Source organism: Klenkia soli (assembly GCF_900103975.1).
Taxonomy (GTDB): domain Bacteria; phylum Actinomycetota; class Actinomycetes; order Mycobacteriales; family Geodermatophilaceae; genus Klenkia; species Klenkia soli.
This window is the reverse complement of record NZ_FNIR01000006.1, coordinates 227,025-243,231: the sequence shown is the minus strand read 5'-3', so window position 1 is coordinate 243,231 and position 16,207 is coordinate 227,025. Positions and strand designations below refer to the sequence as shown.

Here is a 16,207-nt window from a genome sequence, read left to right as displayed (position 1 = left end):
GGAGCTCCCCCGATGACCAGCACCCTCGACCAGGTCCACGCCGGGCTCGCCCGCGTCTCCACCCGCCCGGTGAAGGTCGGCCTGGTGGCCGGTGGCCTCGGCGCCTACTGGCCCCAGTTCCCCCAGCTGCTCCCCCAGCTGCAGTCCAGCGCGCGCCGGGTGTCCGAGCGCATGCAGGCCCTGGACTGCGAGGTCGTCGACGTCGGGTTCGTCTCCGACGCGCAGGAGGCCGCGGTCGCCGCGGAGAAGCTGCGCGCCGCCGGGTGCGACCTGATCGTCGGGTTCCTGACGACCTACATGACGGCGTCCATGCTGGTGCCGGTCGCCCAGCGGGCCGGCGCTCCGGTGCTGCTGCTCAACCTGCAGCCCACCGAGGTCATGGACCACGCCACGTTCGGCACGGGCGAGTGGCTGGCCTACTGCGGGGCCTGCCCGCTGCCCGAGATGGCGAACTCGTTCCGCCGGGCGGGCATCCCGTTCCGGTCGGTGTCGGGCTACGTCGAGGACGAGCGCGCCTGGGGCCGCATCGCGCACTGGGTGAAGGCGGCAGGCGTCCGCGGCATGCTGCGGCACGGCCGCCACGGCCTGATGGGCCACCTCTACCCGGGCATGCTCGACGTCTCCACCGACCTGACCAGCATCTCCACCCAGCTCGGCGGGCACGTCGAGGTGCTCGAGATCGACGACCTGCGGGTGCGGGTGGAGAAGGTCACCGAGCGGGAGGTCGACGAGCGGGTGCAGCTGGCCCGGGACGTCTTCACCCTCGACGACTCCGTCCAGGAGCCCGAGCTGCGCTGGGGCGCGCAGGTCTCGGTGGCCCTCGACCGGCTGGTCGAGGACTTCCAGCTGGACTCGATGGCCTACTACCACCGCGGACTGGACGGCGAGGCGCACGAGCGGGTCGCCGCCGGGATGATCCTGGGGGCCTCGCTGCTCACCGCGCGGGGCATCCCGCTGGTCGGCGAGTACGAGCTGCGCACGTCCATCGCCATGCTGGTCATGGACCGCCTCGGCGGGGGCGGCTCGTTCACCGAGCTGCAGGCGCTGGACTTCCGGGCCGGCGTCGTCGAGATGGGCCACGACGGTCCGGCGCACCTCGCGATCAGCGCCCGCCGTCCGCTGCTGCGCGGGCTCGGGGTCTTCCACGGCAAGCGCGGCTACGGGGTCTCGGTCGAGTTCGACGTCCAGCACGGCCCCGTCACGCTGTGCGGGCTGGGCCAGCTCCGCGACGGCTCGTTCCGGCTCATCGCCGCCGAGGGCACCGTCGTCGACGGGCCGCTCCTGGCCATCGGCAACACCACGTCCCGGGTCGACTTCGGCGTCGACCCGGGTGAGTGGACCGACGAGTGGAGCGCCTCCGGCGTGGGGCACCACTGGTCCCTCGGGGTGGGCCACCGCGCCGCCGAGCTGGCCCGGGTCGCCGAGCTGTGCGAGCTGGACTTCCTGCACGTCCAGCCGAGCTGACGTGGCGGAGCTGCGGCTGGCCGCCGTCGACCTGGGGGCCTCCAGCGGGCGGGTGATGGTCGGCGAGGTCGGTCCGGGCCGGCTGGAGCTGACCGAGGTGCACCGGTTCGCCAACCGGCCGGTGCACGTGGGCGGCCGGCTGCACTGGGACGTCCTGTCGCTGTACGCCGGGGTGCTCGACGGCCTGCGGGCCGCCGGGCGCACCGGGCCCCTGGACGGCGTCGGCATCGACAGCTGGGCCGTGGACGTCGGGCTCCTGGACGGCGACGGCGAGCTGCTGGGCAACCCGCTGCACTACCGGGACGCCGGGCACCTCGTGGGCGTCGACCGGGTGCACGCGGTCGCCGACGCCGGGGAGCTGTACCGGCTCAACGGCCTGCAGCACCTGCCCTTCACCACCGTCTTCCAGCTCGCCGCGCGGCAGGGGTCGGCTCAGCTGGCCGCTGCCCGCACCGCCCTGCTGGTGCCCGACCTGGTCGCGCACTGGCTGACCGGCGTGGTCGCGGCCGAGGTCACCAACGCCTCCACCACCGGCCTGCTGGACGCCGGCACCCGCCAGTGGGCGTGGCCGCTGGTCGACGCCCTGGGCCTGCCCCGCGAGCTCCTTCCCCCACTGGTCTCCCCCGGCGACCCGCTCGGCGTCCTGACCCCCGCGGTGCTGGAGCAGACCGGCCTGACCGGGTCGGTACCGGTCACCGCGGTGGGGTCGCACGACACCGCGTCGGCCGTCGTCGGCGTCCCGGCGGCGTCCGACCGGTTCGCCTACGTCTCGTGCGGCACCTGGTCGCTGGTCGGCGTCGAGCTGCCCGCACCGGTGCTCACCGACGACAGCCGCGCCGCCGGGTTCACCAACGAGCTCGGCGTCGACGGCACCGTGCGGTACCTGCGCAACGTCATGGGCCTGTGGCTGCTGTCGGAGTCGATCCGCACCTGGTCGGCCGCCGGGCTGCCCGCCGACCTGGCCGAGCTGCTGTCCGCCGCGGCCCGGGTGCCGGCGTTCACCGCCGTCGTCGACTGCGACGACCCCCGCTTCCTCGCCCCCGGGGACATGCCGGCCCGCATCGCCCAGCTGTGCAGCGAGACCGGGCAGACCCCACCGCAGAGCCAGGCCGAGACCGTGCGCTGCATCCTGGACAGCCTCGCGCTGGCCTACCGGCGGGCGGTGCGGACGGCGGTCGAGCTGTCGGGCACCGCCGTCGAGGTGGTGCACGTGGTCGGCGGCGGCGCGCGCAACACCCTGCTCATGCAGCTGACCGCCGACGCCTGCGGGCTCCCGGTCCGGGCCGGCCCCGTCGAGGCCGCGGCCCTGGGCAACGTGCTGGTGCAGGCACGGGCGGCCGGTGCGGTCACCGGCGGGCTGGCCGAGCTGCGGGCGCTGCTGCGCGACACCCAGGACGTCGTCCGGTACGAGCCGGGCGGGGACCCGTCGGCCTGGGCCGCCGCCGAGCGACGCTCAGGCCGTGGGTAGCCAGGACACCTGCCCGGCGAGGACGGCGTACCCGACGAAGGCGACCACGTCGATCAGCGTGTGCGCCACGACGAGCGGGCCGACCCGGCCCCACCGCTGGTAGAGCCGGCCGAACAGCAGGCCCATGACCACGTTGCCGACGAACCCGCCCAGCCCCTGGTACAGGTGGTAGCTGCCCCGCAGCAGCGCGCTCACCGCGAGCGCCCGGTTGTCCGACCAGCCCAGCTGCCGCAGCCGGTGCAGCAGGTAGGCCGCCACCAGCACCTCCTCCAGCACCGCGTTCTGGGCGGCGGACAGCACGAGCACGGGGATCCGCCACCAGACGTCGGGCAGGGCCTCGGGCACCACCGTCAGGTTCACCCCGGCACCGCGGGCCGCCAGGTAGAGGGCCAGCCCGGTGCCGCCGACGAGGGCGGCCAGCCCCACCCCGCGGGCCGCGTCGGAGCCGACCCGTGCCGGGCGGAGGCCCAGTGGGCGCACGCCCTCCCCGGAGCGGGTCAGCAGGTGCACCGCCAGCAGCACCGGCACCAGGCCGGCGGCCAGCCCGGTCAGCTGCAGCGCCAGGTCGACCCACGGCTGGCCGGGCGCCCGGGAGGAGTTGAGCACCGCGGTGCGGCCGGCCAGCGGACCGCTCGCGGTCAGCGCACCGACCAGCTGCACGGCCGCCCGGAGGCCGGCGGCACCCAGGGACACCCCGAACACCAGCCACACCTCGACCGCCAGCCACCGCCGGGGCACGCCCACGACGGCCGTGCCGCCGGAGCCGTCGTCCTGGGTCACGGGAGGAGTGTCGGCGGTGATGCTGTGCGGGAGCTGACCGCCGGGACCACCACGGGACGTCGTCGGTCCAGGCTCCTGGTGCCCGGACCGGCGCGACGATAGGTTGTGGTCCACAGAACCGGAGTTGCACGCCTCCTCGCCCCGGCCCCGGCGACCCGTTTGTCAGGACGACCATGACCACCGATCTGATGGCTGATCGCCTCGCGACCACCACAGCCGGCCGCGCGAGCGGTCCGGTCCCGGATGCGTTGCACGAGCTGACCGTGGTGGTCCGGGACCTGCTGGACTGCCCCGTCTCCCTGGTCAGCCTGCTGGACGGCGACCGGTTGCGCTGGCTGGCCTCCTCCCCGGTCCGCACCCCGGACGTCGACCCGACCGATCTCGGCAGCGGCTACGTCGTCGAGCCCACGGTGTTCTGCCGCCGGGTCATCGCCACCGGGCTCCCGTTGTCGGTCGACGACACCTCCACCGCCCCCGGGGTCCTCGACGGCGACCTCCAGCGCGGCACCACCCTCACCGGGCTGGGTGCTCGCGCCTACTGCGGCGTCCCGCTCACCGCCGGCGACGCAGGCGTGGTCGGGGTGCTGGTCGCCCTGGACGTCGAACCCCGCACCTGGACACCGGCCGAGGTGGCCGTGCTCACCCGGCTGGGCGTGCTGGCCTCCGCGGCTCTGGGACTGCGCAGGGTCGGTGACGAGGCGACCCGCAGCAGGGCCGCCGCCGAGACGGCCACCACCCAGGCCCAGGTGCTCCTCGCCCTGTCCGAGGCGCTGGCCGACACCGAGACCGCCGTCGACATCGCCTGCGCGGTCTCCGACGTCGCCGCCCGCACGCTGGGGGCCAGCTACTGCTTCCTGGGCCTGGTCGACCCCACCCGTCGCCGGCTGGAGTTCGTGCCCGTCCCCGGCCACCCCGGCCTGGAGGACCCGCAGTGGGACTGGGTGCCCGTCGGCGACGCGCACCCGGCCGGGAACGCCGCCGTCACCGGCCGGGCCACCTGGTTCCCCGACGCTGCGGCCCTGATGGAGCGGCACCCCACCACGTGGGACCCCGCGACCGGCCCCGTCGCCTACGAGGCCACCGCCCACCTGCCCCTGTCCCACGCCGGGGAGGTCGTCGGCGTGCTCAGCCTGGTCTTCGACACCCCCCGCAGCTGGACCGCCGCGGCCCGGGACGAGAAGCTGGCCCTGGCCCGCTACACCGCGCAGGCGCTCAACCGGGCCCAGCTGCTGGCCGAACGACGCACCGCCGCCCAGACCCTGCAGCTGGCGATGCTCACCCGTCTGCCCGAGCCCGACCACCTGCAGCTGGCCGGCCGCTACGTGCCCTCCAGCGACGTCGACCAGGTGGGGGGCGACTGGTACGACGCCTTCCTCAGCCCCGACGGCGCGACCTGCCTGGTCATCGGGGACGTCACCGGGCACGACACGGCGGCCGCCGCCGTCATGGGTCAGGTGCGCTCGATCCTGCGCGGGTACGGCGTGGACCGCGACGAGGACCCCTCCCGCACCGTCGCCCGCCTGGACCACGCCATGGGCGCGCTGGCCATCGACACCTACGCCACCCTCGTCCTGGGGCGCATCGAGCAGCCCGCCCCCGCCGCGGCCTCGGGCATGCGGCGCCTGCGGTGGACCAACGCCGGTCACCCCCCTCCGCTGCTGCTGCACCCCGACGGCCGGGTCGAGGTCCTGGACCGCCCCCCGCACCTCTTGGTGGGCCTGCACCCCGACGCACCGCGTGTCGACCACACGGTCGACATCCCGCCCGGGGCCACCGTCGTCCTCTACACCGACGGGCTCGTCGAGCGCCGCGGCGTCGACCTGGACACCGCCGTCGACCACCTCGCCCAGCGGTTGGCCGCCCTCGCGCCCCTGCCACTCGAGGACCTGCTGGACGAGCTGCTCGCCGAGCTGTCCCCGGGCGCCGACGACGACATCGCGATCCTCGCCGCCCGCTTCCACCCCGAGGACCGGCCCCGCCCCGCCGAGGCCGGCCCGTCCGAGGTACCAGCGACCCCCGTCCCGGCGTAGGCCGGCCGTACGAGCCGGGCGGTCGCGACCGCCATCTCGTCGCCGCGGACGACGAAGGCCCCGACCGGGGTTCCGGTCGGGGCCTCCGTGGTGGCTCCCCCGTCTGGACTCGAACCAGAAACCGTTCGATTAACAGTCGAATGCTCTGCCAATTGAGCTACGGGGGACCGCGTCGTGCGGGTGCCGAGATTACCCCACGGTGCGGGGATCCCCTGGGGGCACCCCCGGGTGTGTCGGGCCGGTAGCGTCGATCACTCCCAGCCACTCCTCAGGAGGTCCCCCGTGGCCAAGTTGTCCTTCCTCGCCGGGTTCGGTGCCGGCTACGTGCTGGGCGCGCGGGCCGGCCGCGAGCGCTACGAGCAGATCCGCCGCGCCTACGACCACGCCAAGGACGACCCGCGCCTGCAGTCCCTGGCCGGCACCCTGCGCGCCCAGGCCGACCACGCCGTCGCGGCCGCCAAGTCGGAGCTGCGCGACCGCTGACTCAGCGGGTGGTGTCCTCGCCGTCCACGGCCTCGGCCAGGCGCTGCCGGGCGACCTCGCGCGCCGCGGGGTCGTCGCGGTCGGCGTCGTCGTCGAACACCACGGTCCACTCCCGGGCAGCCTGACCGGGCACGCGGCGGGCCACCAGCAGCACCCCTCCCCCGGCCGGCAGCGGGTGCCGCTTGCTGGCCACGACGGTCTGGTCGACCCGCCGGCGGACGACGGCCGGGAGCTCGCCGGCGTCGTCCAGCACGTGGCGGGTGGCCGGGCCGCGGGTCTGCACCCCCGGCTCCACCTCGACCAGCGGGGTGACGGCGAACGTGCCCCCGGTCTCGGCCGCGGCCCACCGCGCGTGGCCGACCAGGTGCCAGGGCAGCAGCTCGCCGTCGGGCACCGCTCGCAGCCCGGCCGAGGTCGCCACCAGCCAGCCGCCGTCCCGGCGCGCGCCCCAGGCGAGGACGTCGTCGTCCCCCGCGGCCTCGGCGACCGGACCGGGCGGCCGGCCGAACCGCTGGGCCAGCCGGCGGAACGGGTTCACCGGGCCAGCCCGCCGATCGCCCGCTCGCGCAGCGCGCGGGCCTCCTGCTCGAGGGCGACCAGCTGGCCGAACACCTTGGTGTACTCCTCGGGGGCCTCGACCGGGTTCATCCGCTGCAACCGGCCCTTGAGCGCAGCCACCCGGCGGACCGTCGCCATCTCCTGCAGCCGGGTCAGCACCGCGTGCACGTACCCGCTGTCGGGCTCGTCGGTGGGCGACTTCAGCGGCTCGACGGCCAGCGCGGGCAGCAGACGGCGCGCGTCGTCGGACTCCGCCGCGGCCCCGACCTGGTCGACCCAGGCCGCGCCGCCGACGGTGGCCGCCGCCGCACCGCCGGCCGCGGCCACCGCGGCGGCGACGGCGGCGTACTCGGGCTGGGTCCAGGACTCGGGGGCGACGGCGTCGAAGGCCGGGCCGGCCAGCTCCGGGCACTGCAGCGCGGTCTTGACCGCCTCGCGCTCGATGAACGCCGCGGCGTCGTCGGCCGTGCGGGCCGGCGCCTTCTGCCGGGGTGCCTGGCGGCCGTTGCCGGCCCCGTCACCGGTCAGCGCGCGCACCCGGGCCAGCACCTCGGCCTCGTCGGTGTTGCCCAGCATGCCGGCGAGCTGCCGGGCGTAGGCCGGCCGCAGCGCGTGGTCCTTGATCTGGGCGACCATCGGCACGGCCTTGTCCAGCGCGTGCACCCGGCCCTCGACGGTGTCCAGGTCGTAGCCGGCCAGCGTCGTCTTCAGCACGAAGGCGATCAGCGGCACCCGGCGGGCGACCAGGTCGCGCACGGCGGCGTCGCCGTGCGCCTGCCGCAGCTCGCAGGGGTCGCGCCCGTCGGGCTCGACGGCGACGAAGGTCTGGCCGACGAAGCGCTGGTCCTCGGCGAAGGTCTTCATCGCCGCCGCCTGGCCGGCCTTGTCGCCGTCGAAGCAGTAGACGACCTCGCCGCGGAACTCGTCCTGGTCCATGAGCAGCCGGCGCAGCACGTTGATGTGCTCGGCGCCGAACGCCGTGCCGCACGAGGCCACCGCGGTGGTGACACCGGCGATGTGGCAGGCCATGACGTCGGTGTAGCCCTCGACGACGACCGCCCGGTGCTGGCGGGCGATGTCGCGCTTGGCCCGCTCGACGCCGTAGAGCACGGTCGACTTCTTGTAGAGCGGGGTCTCGGGGGTGTTGAGGTACTTGGGCCCCGGGTCGTCGTCGGCCAGCTTGCGCGCGCCGAAGCCGATCACGTCGCCGGTGATGTCGCGGATCGGCCACAGCAGGCGGCGGTGGAACCGGTCGATCGAGGTGCCGCGGGAGGACTGCTTGCTCAGCCCGGCCAGCTCGAGCTCGGCCTGGCTGAACCCCGCCCCGCGCAGGTGCCGGGTCAGGACGTCCCACCCGGCCGGGGCGAAGCCGCAGTCGAACTCGGCGGCCATCTCCCGGGTGAACCCGCGCTCGGCGAGGAACGTGCGGGCGATCGCGGCGTCGGGGGTGGCCAGCTGCTGGCGGTAGAACTCCGCCGCCGCGGCGTTGGCCGCCACCAGCCGGGCTCGCTGGCCGGCCGCGGCCCGGTCGGGGGCTCCGGTGGGCCGCCCGCCGTCGTCCTCGTACTGCAGCTGGACGCCGGCCTTGCCGGCCAGCAGCTCGACGGCCTCGGAGAAGGACAGGTGGTCGATGTCCTGCACGAACTTGATGACGTCGCCGCCGGCGCCGCAGCCGAAGCAGTAGAACAGCTGCCGGGCGGGGGTGACGTGGAAGGACGGCGACTTCTCGTCGTGGAACGGGCACAGCCCCTTCAGCGAGCCGCCGCCGGCGCGCTTGAGCTGCAGGTGCTCGCCGACCACCTCGTCGATCTTGGCGCGCTCGCGCACCGTGGCGATGTCCGCGGCCCGGATCCGCCCCCGCCGCTCACCTGCCATGCGGTCCATCATCCCAGCGCCGCGCCACCAGCGTCACGACGGGCTGCAGAGGGTGGTCACCCGATGCCCGGGGCGCCGGCCACGCTCTCCCCGGTGGCCCGGTAGAGCAGGTAGGCCGCGGTCTCGCGGACGATGTAGCGGAACTGGGTGGCACGGGTCTGCACCGCGGGGCCCTGGCGGGTCGGGGAGCTGGCCGCGTCGATGCCGGCGTCCTCGGCCATGCGCTCGGCCCGCATGACGTGCCACGGGTCGGTCACCAGGACGGCGGTGGACCAGCCGCGGTCGTCGAACTCGGCGGCCACCAGCCGCATGCTCTCCAGGGTGTCGACCCCGTCGGTCACCGCGACCAGGTCGTCGGCGGGGATGCCCGCGTCGAGCAGGTAGTCCCGACCGGCCTCGGCCTCGGTGAACTCGTCGCCGTCCTTCTTCCCCCCGACGGTGACCACCACCGGGGCCACGCCGTCCTGCCAGAGGGCGAGGGCGTGCTCGAGCCTGGCCTCGAAGATCGAGCTGGGCACGCCGTTGTACTGCGCCGAGCCGAGCACCACGATCGCGTCGGACCGGGGCTCGGCGTCCTGCCGGGCGGTCCACCAGATCGCGGTGGCCGTGGACACCACGATCAGGCCGAGGGCGAGCACGGCCGCCCCGACCGCACGCCCCACGAAGCCTCCGACCATGTCGACATGGGTACCACGCGGGGCCGTGGCGGGGGCTCAGCCGAACCCGAGCGTGCCGCCGCAGACCCGGTAGCCCTCCTCCTCGACCAGGACGACGTCCTGCTGGGCGGTCTGCCCGAACACCGTCAGCGCGAGCACCACGTCGACGGCGGGCCGACCGTCCGCGGCGACCGTGTCGGTCTCGCTCACCACCTCGGCCTGGACCGCGTCGGGCACCCGGTTGCCGCCCATCACGTTCGACTCGACGGCGGACTCGGGGACGACGGCGCGGACCCGCTCGCACAGCAGGTCGTGCACCTTCCCCGAGTCGCCGTCGACGGCGGCCTGCACGTAGGCCAGCGCCGCCGCCGAGGGGGTGCTGGGCGCCCGGCCGGACACGAGCACGAAGCCCACCACGGCGAACAGCACGGTGGCCGCCACGACGACCAAGCCGACGACCAGCGACGTCTGGTTCTTCGGGGAGGGCGCCGGCGACCGGTAGCCGGGGAACCCGACGGCGCGCGCGGCGCCGCCCTGCGAGGCGGCCTGGGCCGGCGTCGGGGCGTACTGCTGCTGCGGGGCACCGATCTGGCCGGGGAACACCAGCTGCGTGGGTGCGGCCTGGGGCTGGGGGCCCGGCTGACCGGGGCCGGACGGCGGTGGCTGGACCACGGCGGTCCTCTCTGACACGGGGGCTGGCGCGGGGTGGCGCCATGCTGCCAGCCCCGGCCGGTCACCGGAAGTGCTCGGTCCCCGGGGTCAGGAGATGCCGCAGACCTTCGCGCCGTCCTCGGCGATGACCGTCAGCTCGACGGTCACCGTGGCACCGCCGGCGGACCAGGTGACCGGCACGACCTCGGCCCGCTGCCCGTCGCGCTCGCCCTCGGCGGGGTCGCCGACCGAGGGGGTGCCCGGACGGAGGTAGTCGGCGGCGACCTGGTCGACCTGCACCCGGTTCTGCTCGTCCTCGCAGAGCAGGCCCCACGCGGTCTCGGCGTCCCCCGCCGCCAGCGCCCGGGTGAACACGTCGGCCACCTCGGTCACCTGCTCCTCGGCGCTGCCGGTGAGCAGGGGCAGCGCCACGACCGCGGCGACCGCGACCGCGACGGTGCCGGCGCCCAGCGCCAGCAGCAGACCGCGCCGGGGCCGCCCCGGCCCGGCGTGCAGCGGCTGCGGGTCGTCGTCGTACAGGTAGTCGGGGGTGCTCATCCGCCGCTGACCTCGAGCTCGGCGCCGGCCGGCGGGCGGGGGTCGTCGCGGTCGGCCAGCCAGCCCTCGGGCAGGGCGACCGGCCGCGGCGGCGTGGTGCGGCCGCGCGGCTCGCCCAGGACGGCGGTCGGGTAGGGCTGGTCCTCGATGCCGGCCAGCAGCTCGGCGAGCTCGTCCAGCGAGCTGACCATCGCCAGCGCCCGCCGGGTGGCCGACCCGACGGAGAAGCCCTTCAGGTACCAGGCCACGTGCTTGCGGAAGTCGGCGCAGCCGTGCTGCTCGCCGTGCTCGGCGGTCAGCAGGGTGGCGTGCCGGTGCATGACCGCGGCCACCTCGCGCAGCGTGGGCAGCGCCCGGGACGACGACCCGGCGAAGGCGGCGGCCAGGTCGCCGAACAGCCACGGCCGGCCCAGGCAGCCCCGGCCGACGACGACGCCGGCGCAGCCGGTCTCGGCCACCATGCGCAGGGCGTCGTCGGCCTCCCAGACGTCGCCGTTGCCCAGCACCGGGATGTCGACGGTCTCGACCAGCCGGGCGATGTAGCTCCAGTCGGCGGTGCCGCTGTAGAGCTGGTCGGCCGTGCGGCCGTGCAGGGTGATCGCGGCGGCGCCGGCGTCCTGCGCGATGCGGCCGGCGTCGAGGTAGGTGTGGTGCTCGGGGTCGATGCCGATGCGGGTCTTCACGGTCACCGGCACGTCGCCCGCGGCCCGGACGGCGGCGGTGACGATGTCCTCGAACAGCCGGCGCCGCCAGGGCAGCGCCGACCCGCCGCCCTTGCGGGTCACCTTGGGCACCGGGCAGCCGAAGTTGAGGTCGACGTGCGCCGGGCGGGTGCCGGCGACGCACTCGTCGACCAGCATCTCGACGGCCCGGCCGACCGTGGCGGGGTCGACGCCGTAGAGCTGCACGGAGAACGCGTCGCGCTCCTCGGCGGTCGCCCGGACCATGCGCAGCGTCTTCTCGTTGCGCTCGACCAGCGCCCGGGTGGTGATCATCTCGCAGACGTAGAGCCCGGCCCCGAACTCGCGGCACAGGGTGCGGAACGCGGGGTTGGTGATGCCGGCCATCGGCGCGAGCACGACGGCGGGGTCGACGGTCAGCGCCCCCAGCCGCAGCGGGGCCGGGCCCGTGGCGGTACGGGTGTCGAGGACGGCGGTCACCGCCCCAGGGTAGGCGGGGCCCCGAGCCAGCCGTTCTCCTCGGCGATCCGCACCGCCTCGGCCCGCGTGCGCGCGCCGGTCTTGCCGATCGCCGCGGACAGGTGGTTGCGCACCGTGCCCTGCGCCAGGTGTAGCACGGCGGCCAGGTCGGCCACGGTGCCGCCGTCCTGCGCAGCGGCCAGCACCTCGGTCTCCCGGGCCGACAGCGGGGTGTCCCCGGCGGTCAGCGTCTCGGCGGCCAGCACCGGGTCGACCACCCGCAGGCCGGCGTGCACCCGGCGGACGGCGTCGGCCAGCTGCCGGGCCGGGGTGTCCTTGACCACGAACCCGGCGGCCCCGGCGTCCATCGCCCGGCGCAGGTAGCCCGGGCGGCCGAACGTCGTCACGACCAGCACCCGGCACCCGGGCACCTCGCGGTGCAGCTGCGCGGTCGCGGTGATGCCGTCGGCGCCGGGCATCTGGACGTCGACCAGCGCCACGTCGACCCGGTGTTCGCGGACGGCGGCCACCAGCTCGTCGCCCCGGCCGATCTCGGCGACCACCTCGAGGTCGGGCTCGAGGTCCAGCAGCGCCGCCAGCGCGCCCCGGACCAGTGCCTGGTCGTCGGCCAGCAGCACCCGGATGCGGCCCGTCGGGGCGCTCACGCGACCACCAGCCGGAGCCGGAAGCCACCGCCGGGCACCGGCCCGGACTCCAGGACCGCCCCGGCGGCCTCGGCGCGGGCCCGCAGGCCCGCCAGCCCGGTGCCGGCCGCCGTCACCCCGATCCCCCGGCCGTCGTCGACGACCTCGAGGCAGGCGGTGTCCCACCGGACCGCGCAGTGCCGGGCGGCGGAGTGCCGGACCACGTTGGTGATGCCCTCGCGCAGGGTCCAGGCGAACAGCTCGCGGTGCGCCGCCGGGGCGGCCTCGACCGAGCCGGGCAGCTCCGCCTCGATGCCCGCGGACGCGAGGGCCCGGCGGGCGGCGACCAGCTCACCGGCCAGCGACACCTCGCGGGTGCCGGCGACGGTGGCCCGGACGTCGGCCAGGGCACCGCGCGCCAGCTGCTCGATCTCGGCCACCTCGACGCGGGCGCGCTCGGGCCCGGCGTCCTCGAGCAGCCGGCCGACCAGCTCGCTCTTCACGGTGATGACGGTGAGCGAGTGGCCGAGGATGTCGTGCACGTCGCGGGCCAGCCGCTCGCGCTCCCGGCTGATGGCCAGCTCGACGATCTGCTCGCGCGCCCGGGTGAGCTCGACGTTGCGCAGCAGCACCTGGTCCACGCCGTAGGCGGCGAAGCAGGCCAGCAGCAGCTCGGGCAGGAAGTCCCACTGCGGCTGCCAGCCGGGCAGGCCGTACCCCAGGCCGATCGCGGAGAACACCAGCCCGGCGACCGTGAACAAGGCCTCCCGCAGCGGCAGGCCCATGACCGCAGCCACCCCGAGGTAGACGTAGCCGACGAGGACGTCCTCCCCCGCGGCGGGCTCGGCCAGCACGAGCAGCAGCACCCCGGCGACCAGCGCCCCCGCGACGACCGGCCTGGCCACCACGGGCCCGGCGCTGCGGACCGCGCGCAGCCAGCCGAAGAAGACGGCGAACCCGACCGCGAAGGCGCCCAGCGCGGTCAGCGCCAGGACCCGGGCGCCGGTGCCGACGTCCGGGCTGGTCCAGGCGGTGTGCACCGGCTGCAGCAGGTAGACCAGCCACACCACGGCGAACAACCCGCCCCACCGCCGCGGCTGCCGCCCGGCCACGGGCCGGTCCTCCAGCGACGTGACCACCACGCGGACCACCTCCGGGGGCCAGTCTGGCCCCCGGAGGTGGGTGTCGGTGCTGGTCACACGCGCGCCGTGTCGCGGCGGAACCGGAGGGCGGCACCGGCGACGAAGACCGCCGTCCACACCGCGACGTTGAGCACCGCCGTGACCAGCGACCCCTCGTCGGTCAGCGGCATCCGGGCCAGGGCGCCCACCCCGTAGGCCGGGGTGTACTCCGCCAGGTTCCGGAAGGTCTCGCCCAGCACGTCCAGCGGCACGAACAGCCCGCCCAGGAAGGCCAGCACGGCGAGCAGCGGGCCCAGCAGCTGCATCACGTTCTCCGAGGGCAGCAGGTACCCGGCGAACAGCCCCAGGGCGGCGAACACCAGCGCACCGACCCAGGCGACGAGGCCGGAGACGACCCAGACCCAGAGGTCCATGCGGGCCCCGCCGAACACCCCGGCGGCGAGGAACACCACCGCGACGGCCAGCGCGCCCATGACCATGGCTGCCAGCAGCTTGGTGACGATGTAGGCCACCGGACGCAGCGGGGTCAGGCGCAGCTGCCGGGACCAGCCCACGGCCCGCTCGACCGAGACCGAGGCGCCGGCCGAGGTGGTGGCGATCATGGCGCCGTACACGGCCAGGCTGATCATCACGTACGCCGAGACGTTGCCCCGGCCGGCGCTCTCCCCGGTGTAGCTCGCGCCGCCGAACAGGAAGTAGAAGGCCGGCGGCAGGACGACGGTGAACACCAGCGTGCGGCGGTTGCGCAGCAGCCGGCGGATCTCCAGGCCCAGGAAGCCGAGGGAGAACCCACCCGCCTTCGGGGCGCGGCGGACGGGGATCGCGGTGGTGGTCATCGGGTCTCTCCGTGGGTGCGGCCGGTCAGGGCGATGAAGGCGTCCTCGAGCCCGCGCGAGCTGATCTGCACGTCGTGGGCGGCGGTGGCGGTGAGCAGGTGCCGGGCGACGACGTCGGAGTCCGCGCTGTGCACGTGCACGGTCTGCCCGCGCAGCTCGACCGACTCGACCCCGGCCAGCCCGCGCAGCTCGGCGAGGTGCGCCTGGCCGTCGGGCAGGGTGGCGGTGACCAGGCGGCCGGCCGACAGCGCGCGGATCTCGGCGGCGGTGCCGTCGGCGACGACCTTCCCGCCGGCGACCAGCACGATCCGGTCGGCGTAGGCGTCGGCCTCCTCCAGGTAGTGGGTCGCGAAGAGCACGGTGCGGCCCTGCTCGGCGTCGGCCCGGATCGCCGTCCAGAAGTCCCGCCGGCCCTCGACGTCCATGCCGGTGGTGGGCTCGTCGAGCACCAGCAGCTCGGGCTCGGGGAGCAGGGCCATCGCGAACCGCAGCCGCTGCTGCTGGCCGCCGGAGCACTTGCCCACCCGGCGGTCGGCGATGTCGGCGATCCCGGCGCGCTCGAGCACCTCGGCGACCGGCCGGCTGTGCGCGAAGAGCCCGGCGGTCAGGCGCACCGTCTCGGCGACGGTGAGGTCCTTGAGCAGGCCGCCGGTCTGCATGACCGCGGCCACCAGGCCGTGGGCGACGGCGGTGCGCGGCGGCAGGCCGTACACCTCGACCTCCCCGCCGTCGGGGCGGGACAGGCCCAGCATCATGTCGATCGTCGTGGTCTTGCCGGCGCCGTTGGGGCCGAGGAAGGCGACGACCTCACCGGCCCGGACGGTGAGGTCCAACCCGTCGACGGCGGTCACGGCGCCGAAGCGCTTGGTCAGCCCGGCGAGCCGGACGGCGGGCGGGGGCCCGCTGCTGGTCGGCGCCGCGGGCGCCGCGGTGGTCTGCGTCATGCGGCCAGCCTGGCGAGCGCACGGCCCCCGCACATCGGCCGCCCATCACGACCCCGCCATGACACCTGTCACCGCCACGCCCCGACCACCCGTTCCCGGAAACCGCGGTTCCCGGGATCCGGCGGCACCCCACCGACCGCAGACCCACGCCGTCCAGGGATGTCGTGCCCCTGCAGAGCGACAGCATCCCTGCACCGCGTGGGTCTGCGGAGATCAGCCGTGACCCACGACCAGCATGCGGTCGGCCCCGCGCTGGAACTCGTAGCCGACCGGCACGGTGTCAGCGGCGTACCCGCGCTCCCGCAGTGCCGCGACCAGGTCGGCCAGGAACGGGACGTCGTCCCCGGTCCCCTGCACCACGAGCGGGAACACCCGCACCTCGGCCGCCACCCGCAGCAGCTCGACCAACGCGGCCTCGTGCCAGGCCTGGTCCAGCACGTCGGACCAGGTGAAGAGCAGGTGCGAGCACAGCGCCAGGTCGAACGCCCCGTCGGTGAACGGCAGTGCGGGCAGCGCGCCGGCGACGTAGCCACCCGACCGCCCCACCACGTCGGCCGAGAAGGCGCGCTGGGCGGCGGCCCGCATCTCGGCCCGGCGCTCGGGGCTGCCGTACCAGCGCCAGGTGAACCGGTCGTGGTGGTCGGTGATGATCGCCTGCCCGCCGCTGGTGCCGTCCCGGGCCGCCCGGGCCAGCGCATCCGGGCCGCCCGCGTAGGCCGGGTCGACCGCGACGACCTGCCCGCCGCACTGCGCCAGGACGGCCGTGAAACCGGAGGCGCCTGCGCAGCAGTCGAGCACCCGCCGGCCGAGGTCGTCGTCGGTCAACCCGAAGAAGGCCCGGTACTCGTCGAAGGAACGCGAGGTCACCAGCACCGCGTCAGCATGGCCGACCCCGAGCCGCCCCCACCGCGCGGCGTGGATCAGGTGCGACGAGCACCGTGCATCCTCAGCCGCCGACGTCGGTGGCTGAGGATGCACA

The 16,207-nt window shown here is 75.5% G+C and carries 16 protein-coding genes and 1 tRNA gene; 4 read left to right on the top strand and 13 right to left on the bottom strand.

Features of this window, described 5'->3' with window-relative positions; all coding sequences use genetic code 11:
- The first annotated feature begins 12 nt into the window (after positions 1-12).
- Together BLS67_RS11410 and BLS67_RS11405 are read left to right on the top strand one after the other, a co-directional pair.
- Positions 13-1,464 (top strand): L-fucose/L-arabinose isomerase family protein, encoded by a 1,452-nt coding sequence (locus tag BLS67_RS11410; protein WP_091244807.1) that lies wholly within the window; start codon positions 13-15, stop codon positions 1,462-1,464.
- 1 nt (position 1,465) lies between these two features.
- Positions 1,466-2,932 (top strand): rhamnulokinase, encoded by a 1,467-nt coding sequence (locus BLS67_RS11405; protein WP_242654002.1) that lies wholly within the window; start codon positions 1,466-1,468, stop codon positions 2,930-2,932.
- Here the strand turns inward: BLS67_RS11405 and BLS67_RS11400 are convergent.
- Positions 2,918-3,712, bottom strand: coding sequence for a CPBP family intramembrane glutamic endopeptidase (locus BLS67_RS11400; protein ID WP_207500496.1), 795 nt, complete (start codon positions 3,710-3,712; stop codon positions 2,918-2,920). The two genes, BLS67_RS11405 and BLS67_RS11400, sit on opposite strands and share 15 nt — an antisense overlap.
- Positions 3,713-3,885: 173 nt before the next feature.
- Here BLS67_RS11400 and BLS67_RS11395 point away from each other — a divergent pair, with 173 nt between their 5' ends.
- Positions 3,886-5,742 carry a GAF domain-containing SpoIIE family protein phosphatase gene (locus BLS67_RS11395; protein WP_091244804.1) on the top strand — a complete coding sequence of 619 codons (1,857 nt, stop codon included), beginning with the start codon at positions 3,886-3,888 and terminating at the stop codon, positions 5,740-5,742.
- Between the two features lie 91 nt (positions 5,743-5,833).
- Here BLS67_RS11395 and BLS67_RS11390 read toward each other — a convergent pair.
- Positions 5,834-5,909: transfer RNA gene (locus BLS67_RS11390), tRNA-Asn, on the bottom strand.
- Between the two features lie 115 nt (positions 5,910-6,024).
- Between BLS67_RS11390 and BLS67_RS11385 the strand changes: the two genes are divergently transcribed.
- A complete protein-coding gene (locus tag BLS67_RS11385; RefSeq protein WP_091244801.1) occupies positions 6,025-6,225 on the top strand; it encodes a hypothetical protein in 201 nt (66 codons plus the stop codon).
- Position 6,226: 1 nt separating this feature from the next.
- On the opposite strand, the gene BLS67_RS11380 is transcribed toward BLS67_RS11385, so the two are convergent.
- From BLS67_RS11380 to BLS67_RS11330, 11 genes are all read right to left on the bottom strand, one after another.
- A complete protein-coding gene (locus BLS67_RS11380) occupies positions 6,227-6,763 on the bottom strand; it encodes a hypothetical protein (protein ID WP_242654001.1) in 537 nt (178 codons plus the stop codon).
- Positions 6,760-8,658 (bottom strand): DNA primase, encoded by a 1,899-nt coding sequence (gene dnaG, locus BLS67_RS11375; protein WP_091245069.1) that lies wholly within the window; start codon positions 8,656-8,658, stop codon positions 6,760-6,762. The genes BLS67_RS11380 and dnaG overlap by 4 nt, the downstream gene beginning before the upstream one ends.
- Before the next feature lie 56 nt (positions 8,659-8,714).
- A complete protein-coding gene (locus tag BLS67_RS11370) occupies positions 8,715-9,335 on the bottom strand; it encodes a YdcF family protein (RefSeq protein WP_091244799.1) in 621 nt (206 codons plus the stop codon).
- 36 nt (positions 9,336-9,371) lie between these two features.
- Complete coding sequence (locus BLS67_RS11365) at positions 9,372-9,986, bottom strand: hypothetical protein (protein WP_091244797.1); 615 nt, start codon at positions 9,984-9,986, stop codon at positions 9,372-9,374.
- Between the two features lie 87 nt (positions 9,987-10,073).
- Positions 10,074-10,523, bottom strand: coding sequence for an Rv0361 family membrane protein (locus BLS67_RS11360; RefSeq protein WP_091244795.1), 450 nt, complete (start codon positions 10,521-10,523; stop codon positions 10,074-10,076).
- Positions 10,520-11,683, bottom strand: a complete 1,164-nt coding sequence (dusB, locus tag BLS67_RS11355) for a tRNA dihydrouridine synthase DusB (RefSeq protein ID WP_242654000.1) — start codon at positions 11,681-11,683, stop codon at positions 10,520-10,522. Before dusB ends, BLS67_RS11360 begins: the two co-directional genes overlap by 4 nt.
- On the bottom strand, positions 11,680-12,327 hold the full coding sequence (locus BLS67_RS11350; RefSeq protein WP_242653999.1) for a response regulator transcription factor: 648 nt from the start codon (positions 12,325-12,327) through the stop codon (positions 11,680-11,682). Before BLS67_RS11350 ends, dusB begins: the two co-directional genes overlap by 4 nt.
- A complete protein-coding gene (locus tag BLS67_RS11345; protein ID WP_091244793.1) occupies positions 12,324-13,448 on the bottom strand; it encodes a sensor histidine kinase in 1,125 nt (374 codons plus the stop codon). The genes BLS67_RS11350 and BLS67_RS11345 overlap by 4 nt, the downstream gene beginning before the upstream one ends.
- Before the next feature lie 53 nt (positions 13,449-13,501).
- Positions 13,502-14,284 carry an ABC transporter permease gene (locus BLS67_RS11340; RefSeq protein WP_091244790.1) on the bottom strand — a complete coding sequence of 261 codons (783 nt, stop codon included), beginning with the start codon at positions 14,282-14,284 and terminating at the stop codon, positions 13,502-13,504.
- The gene (locus BLS67_RS11335; RefSeq protein ID WP_091244788.1) at positions 14,281-15,228 is read right to left on the bottom strand and encodes an ABC transporter ATP-binding protein; all 948 of its coding nucleotides are present in this window, start codon (positions 15,226-15,228) and stop codon (positions 14,281-14,283) included. The genes BLS67_RS11340 and BLS67_RS11335 overlap by 4 nt, the downstream gene beginning before the upstream one ends.
- 213 nt (positions 15,229-15,441) lie before the next feature.
- Complete coding sequence (locus BLS67_RS11330; RefSeq protein ID WP_207500495.1) at positions 15,442-16,095, bottom strand: class I SAM-dependent methyltransferase; 654 nt, start codon at positions 16,093-16,095, stop codon at positions 15,442-15,444.
- Positions 16,096-16,207: the final 112 nt, after the last annotated feature.

What these genes read in the sequence shown, in the direction of transcription:
- BLS67_RS11395 (WP_091244804.1), top strand. Translation starts at nt 3,886, where the DNA reads ATGACCACCGATCTGATGGCTGATCGCCTCGCGACCACCACAGCCGGC.
- BLS67_RS11410 (WP_091244807.1), top strand. Translation starts at nt 13, where the DNA reads ATGACCAGCACCCTCGACCAGGTCCACGCCGGGCTCGCCCGCGTCTCC.
- BLS67_RS11340 (WP_091244790.1), bottom strand. Translation starts at nt 14,284, where the DNA reads ATGACCACCACCGCGATCCCCGTCCGCCGCGCCCCGAAGGCGGGTGGG.
- dnaG (WP_091245069.1), bottom strand. Translation starts at nt 8,658, where the DNA reads ATGGCAGGTGAGCGGCGGGGGCGGATCCGGGCCGCGGACATCGCCACG.
- BLS67_RS11360 (WP_091244795.1), bottom strand. Translation starts at nt 10,523, where the DNA reads ATGAGCACCCCCGACTACCTGTACGACGACGACCCGCAGCCGCTGCAC.
- BLS67_RS11370 (WP_091244799.1), bottom strand. Translation starts at nt 9,335, where the DNA reads ATGGTCGGAGGCTTCGTGGGGCGTGCGGTCGGGGCGGCCGTGCTCGCC.
- BLS67_RS11335 (WP_091244788.1), bottom strand. Translation starts at nt 15,228, where the DNA reads ATGACGCAGACCACCGCGGCGCCCGCGGCGCCGACCAGCAGCGGGCCC.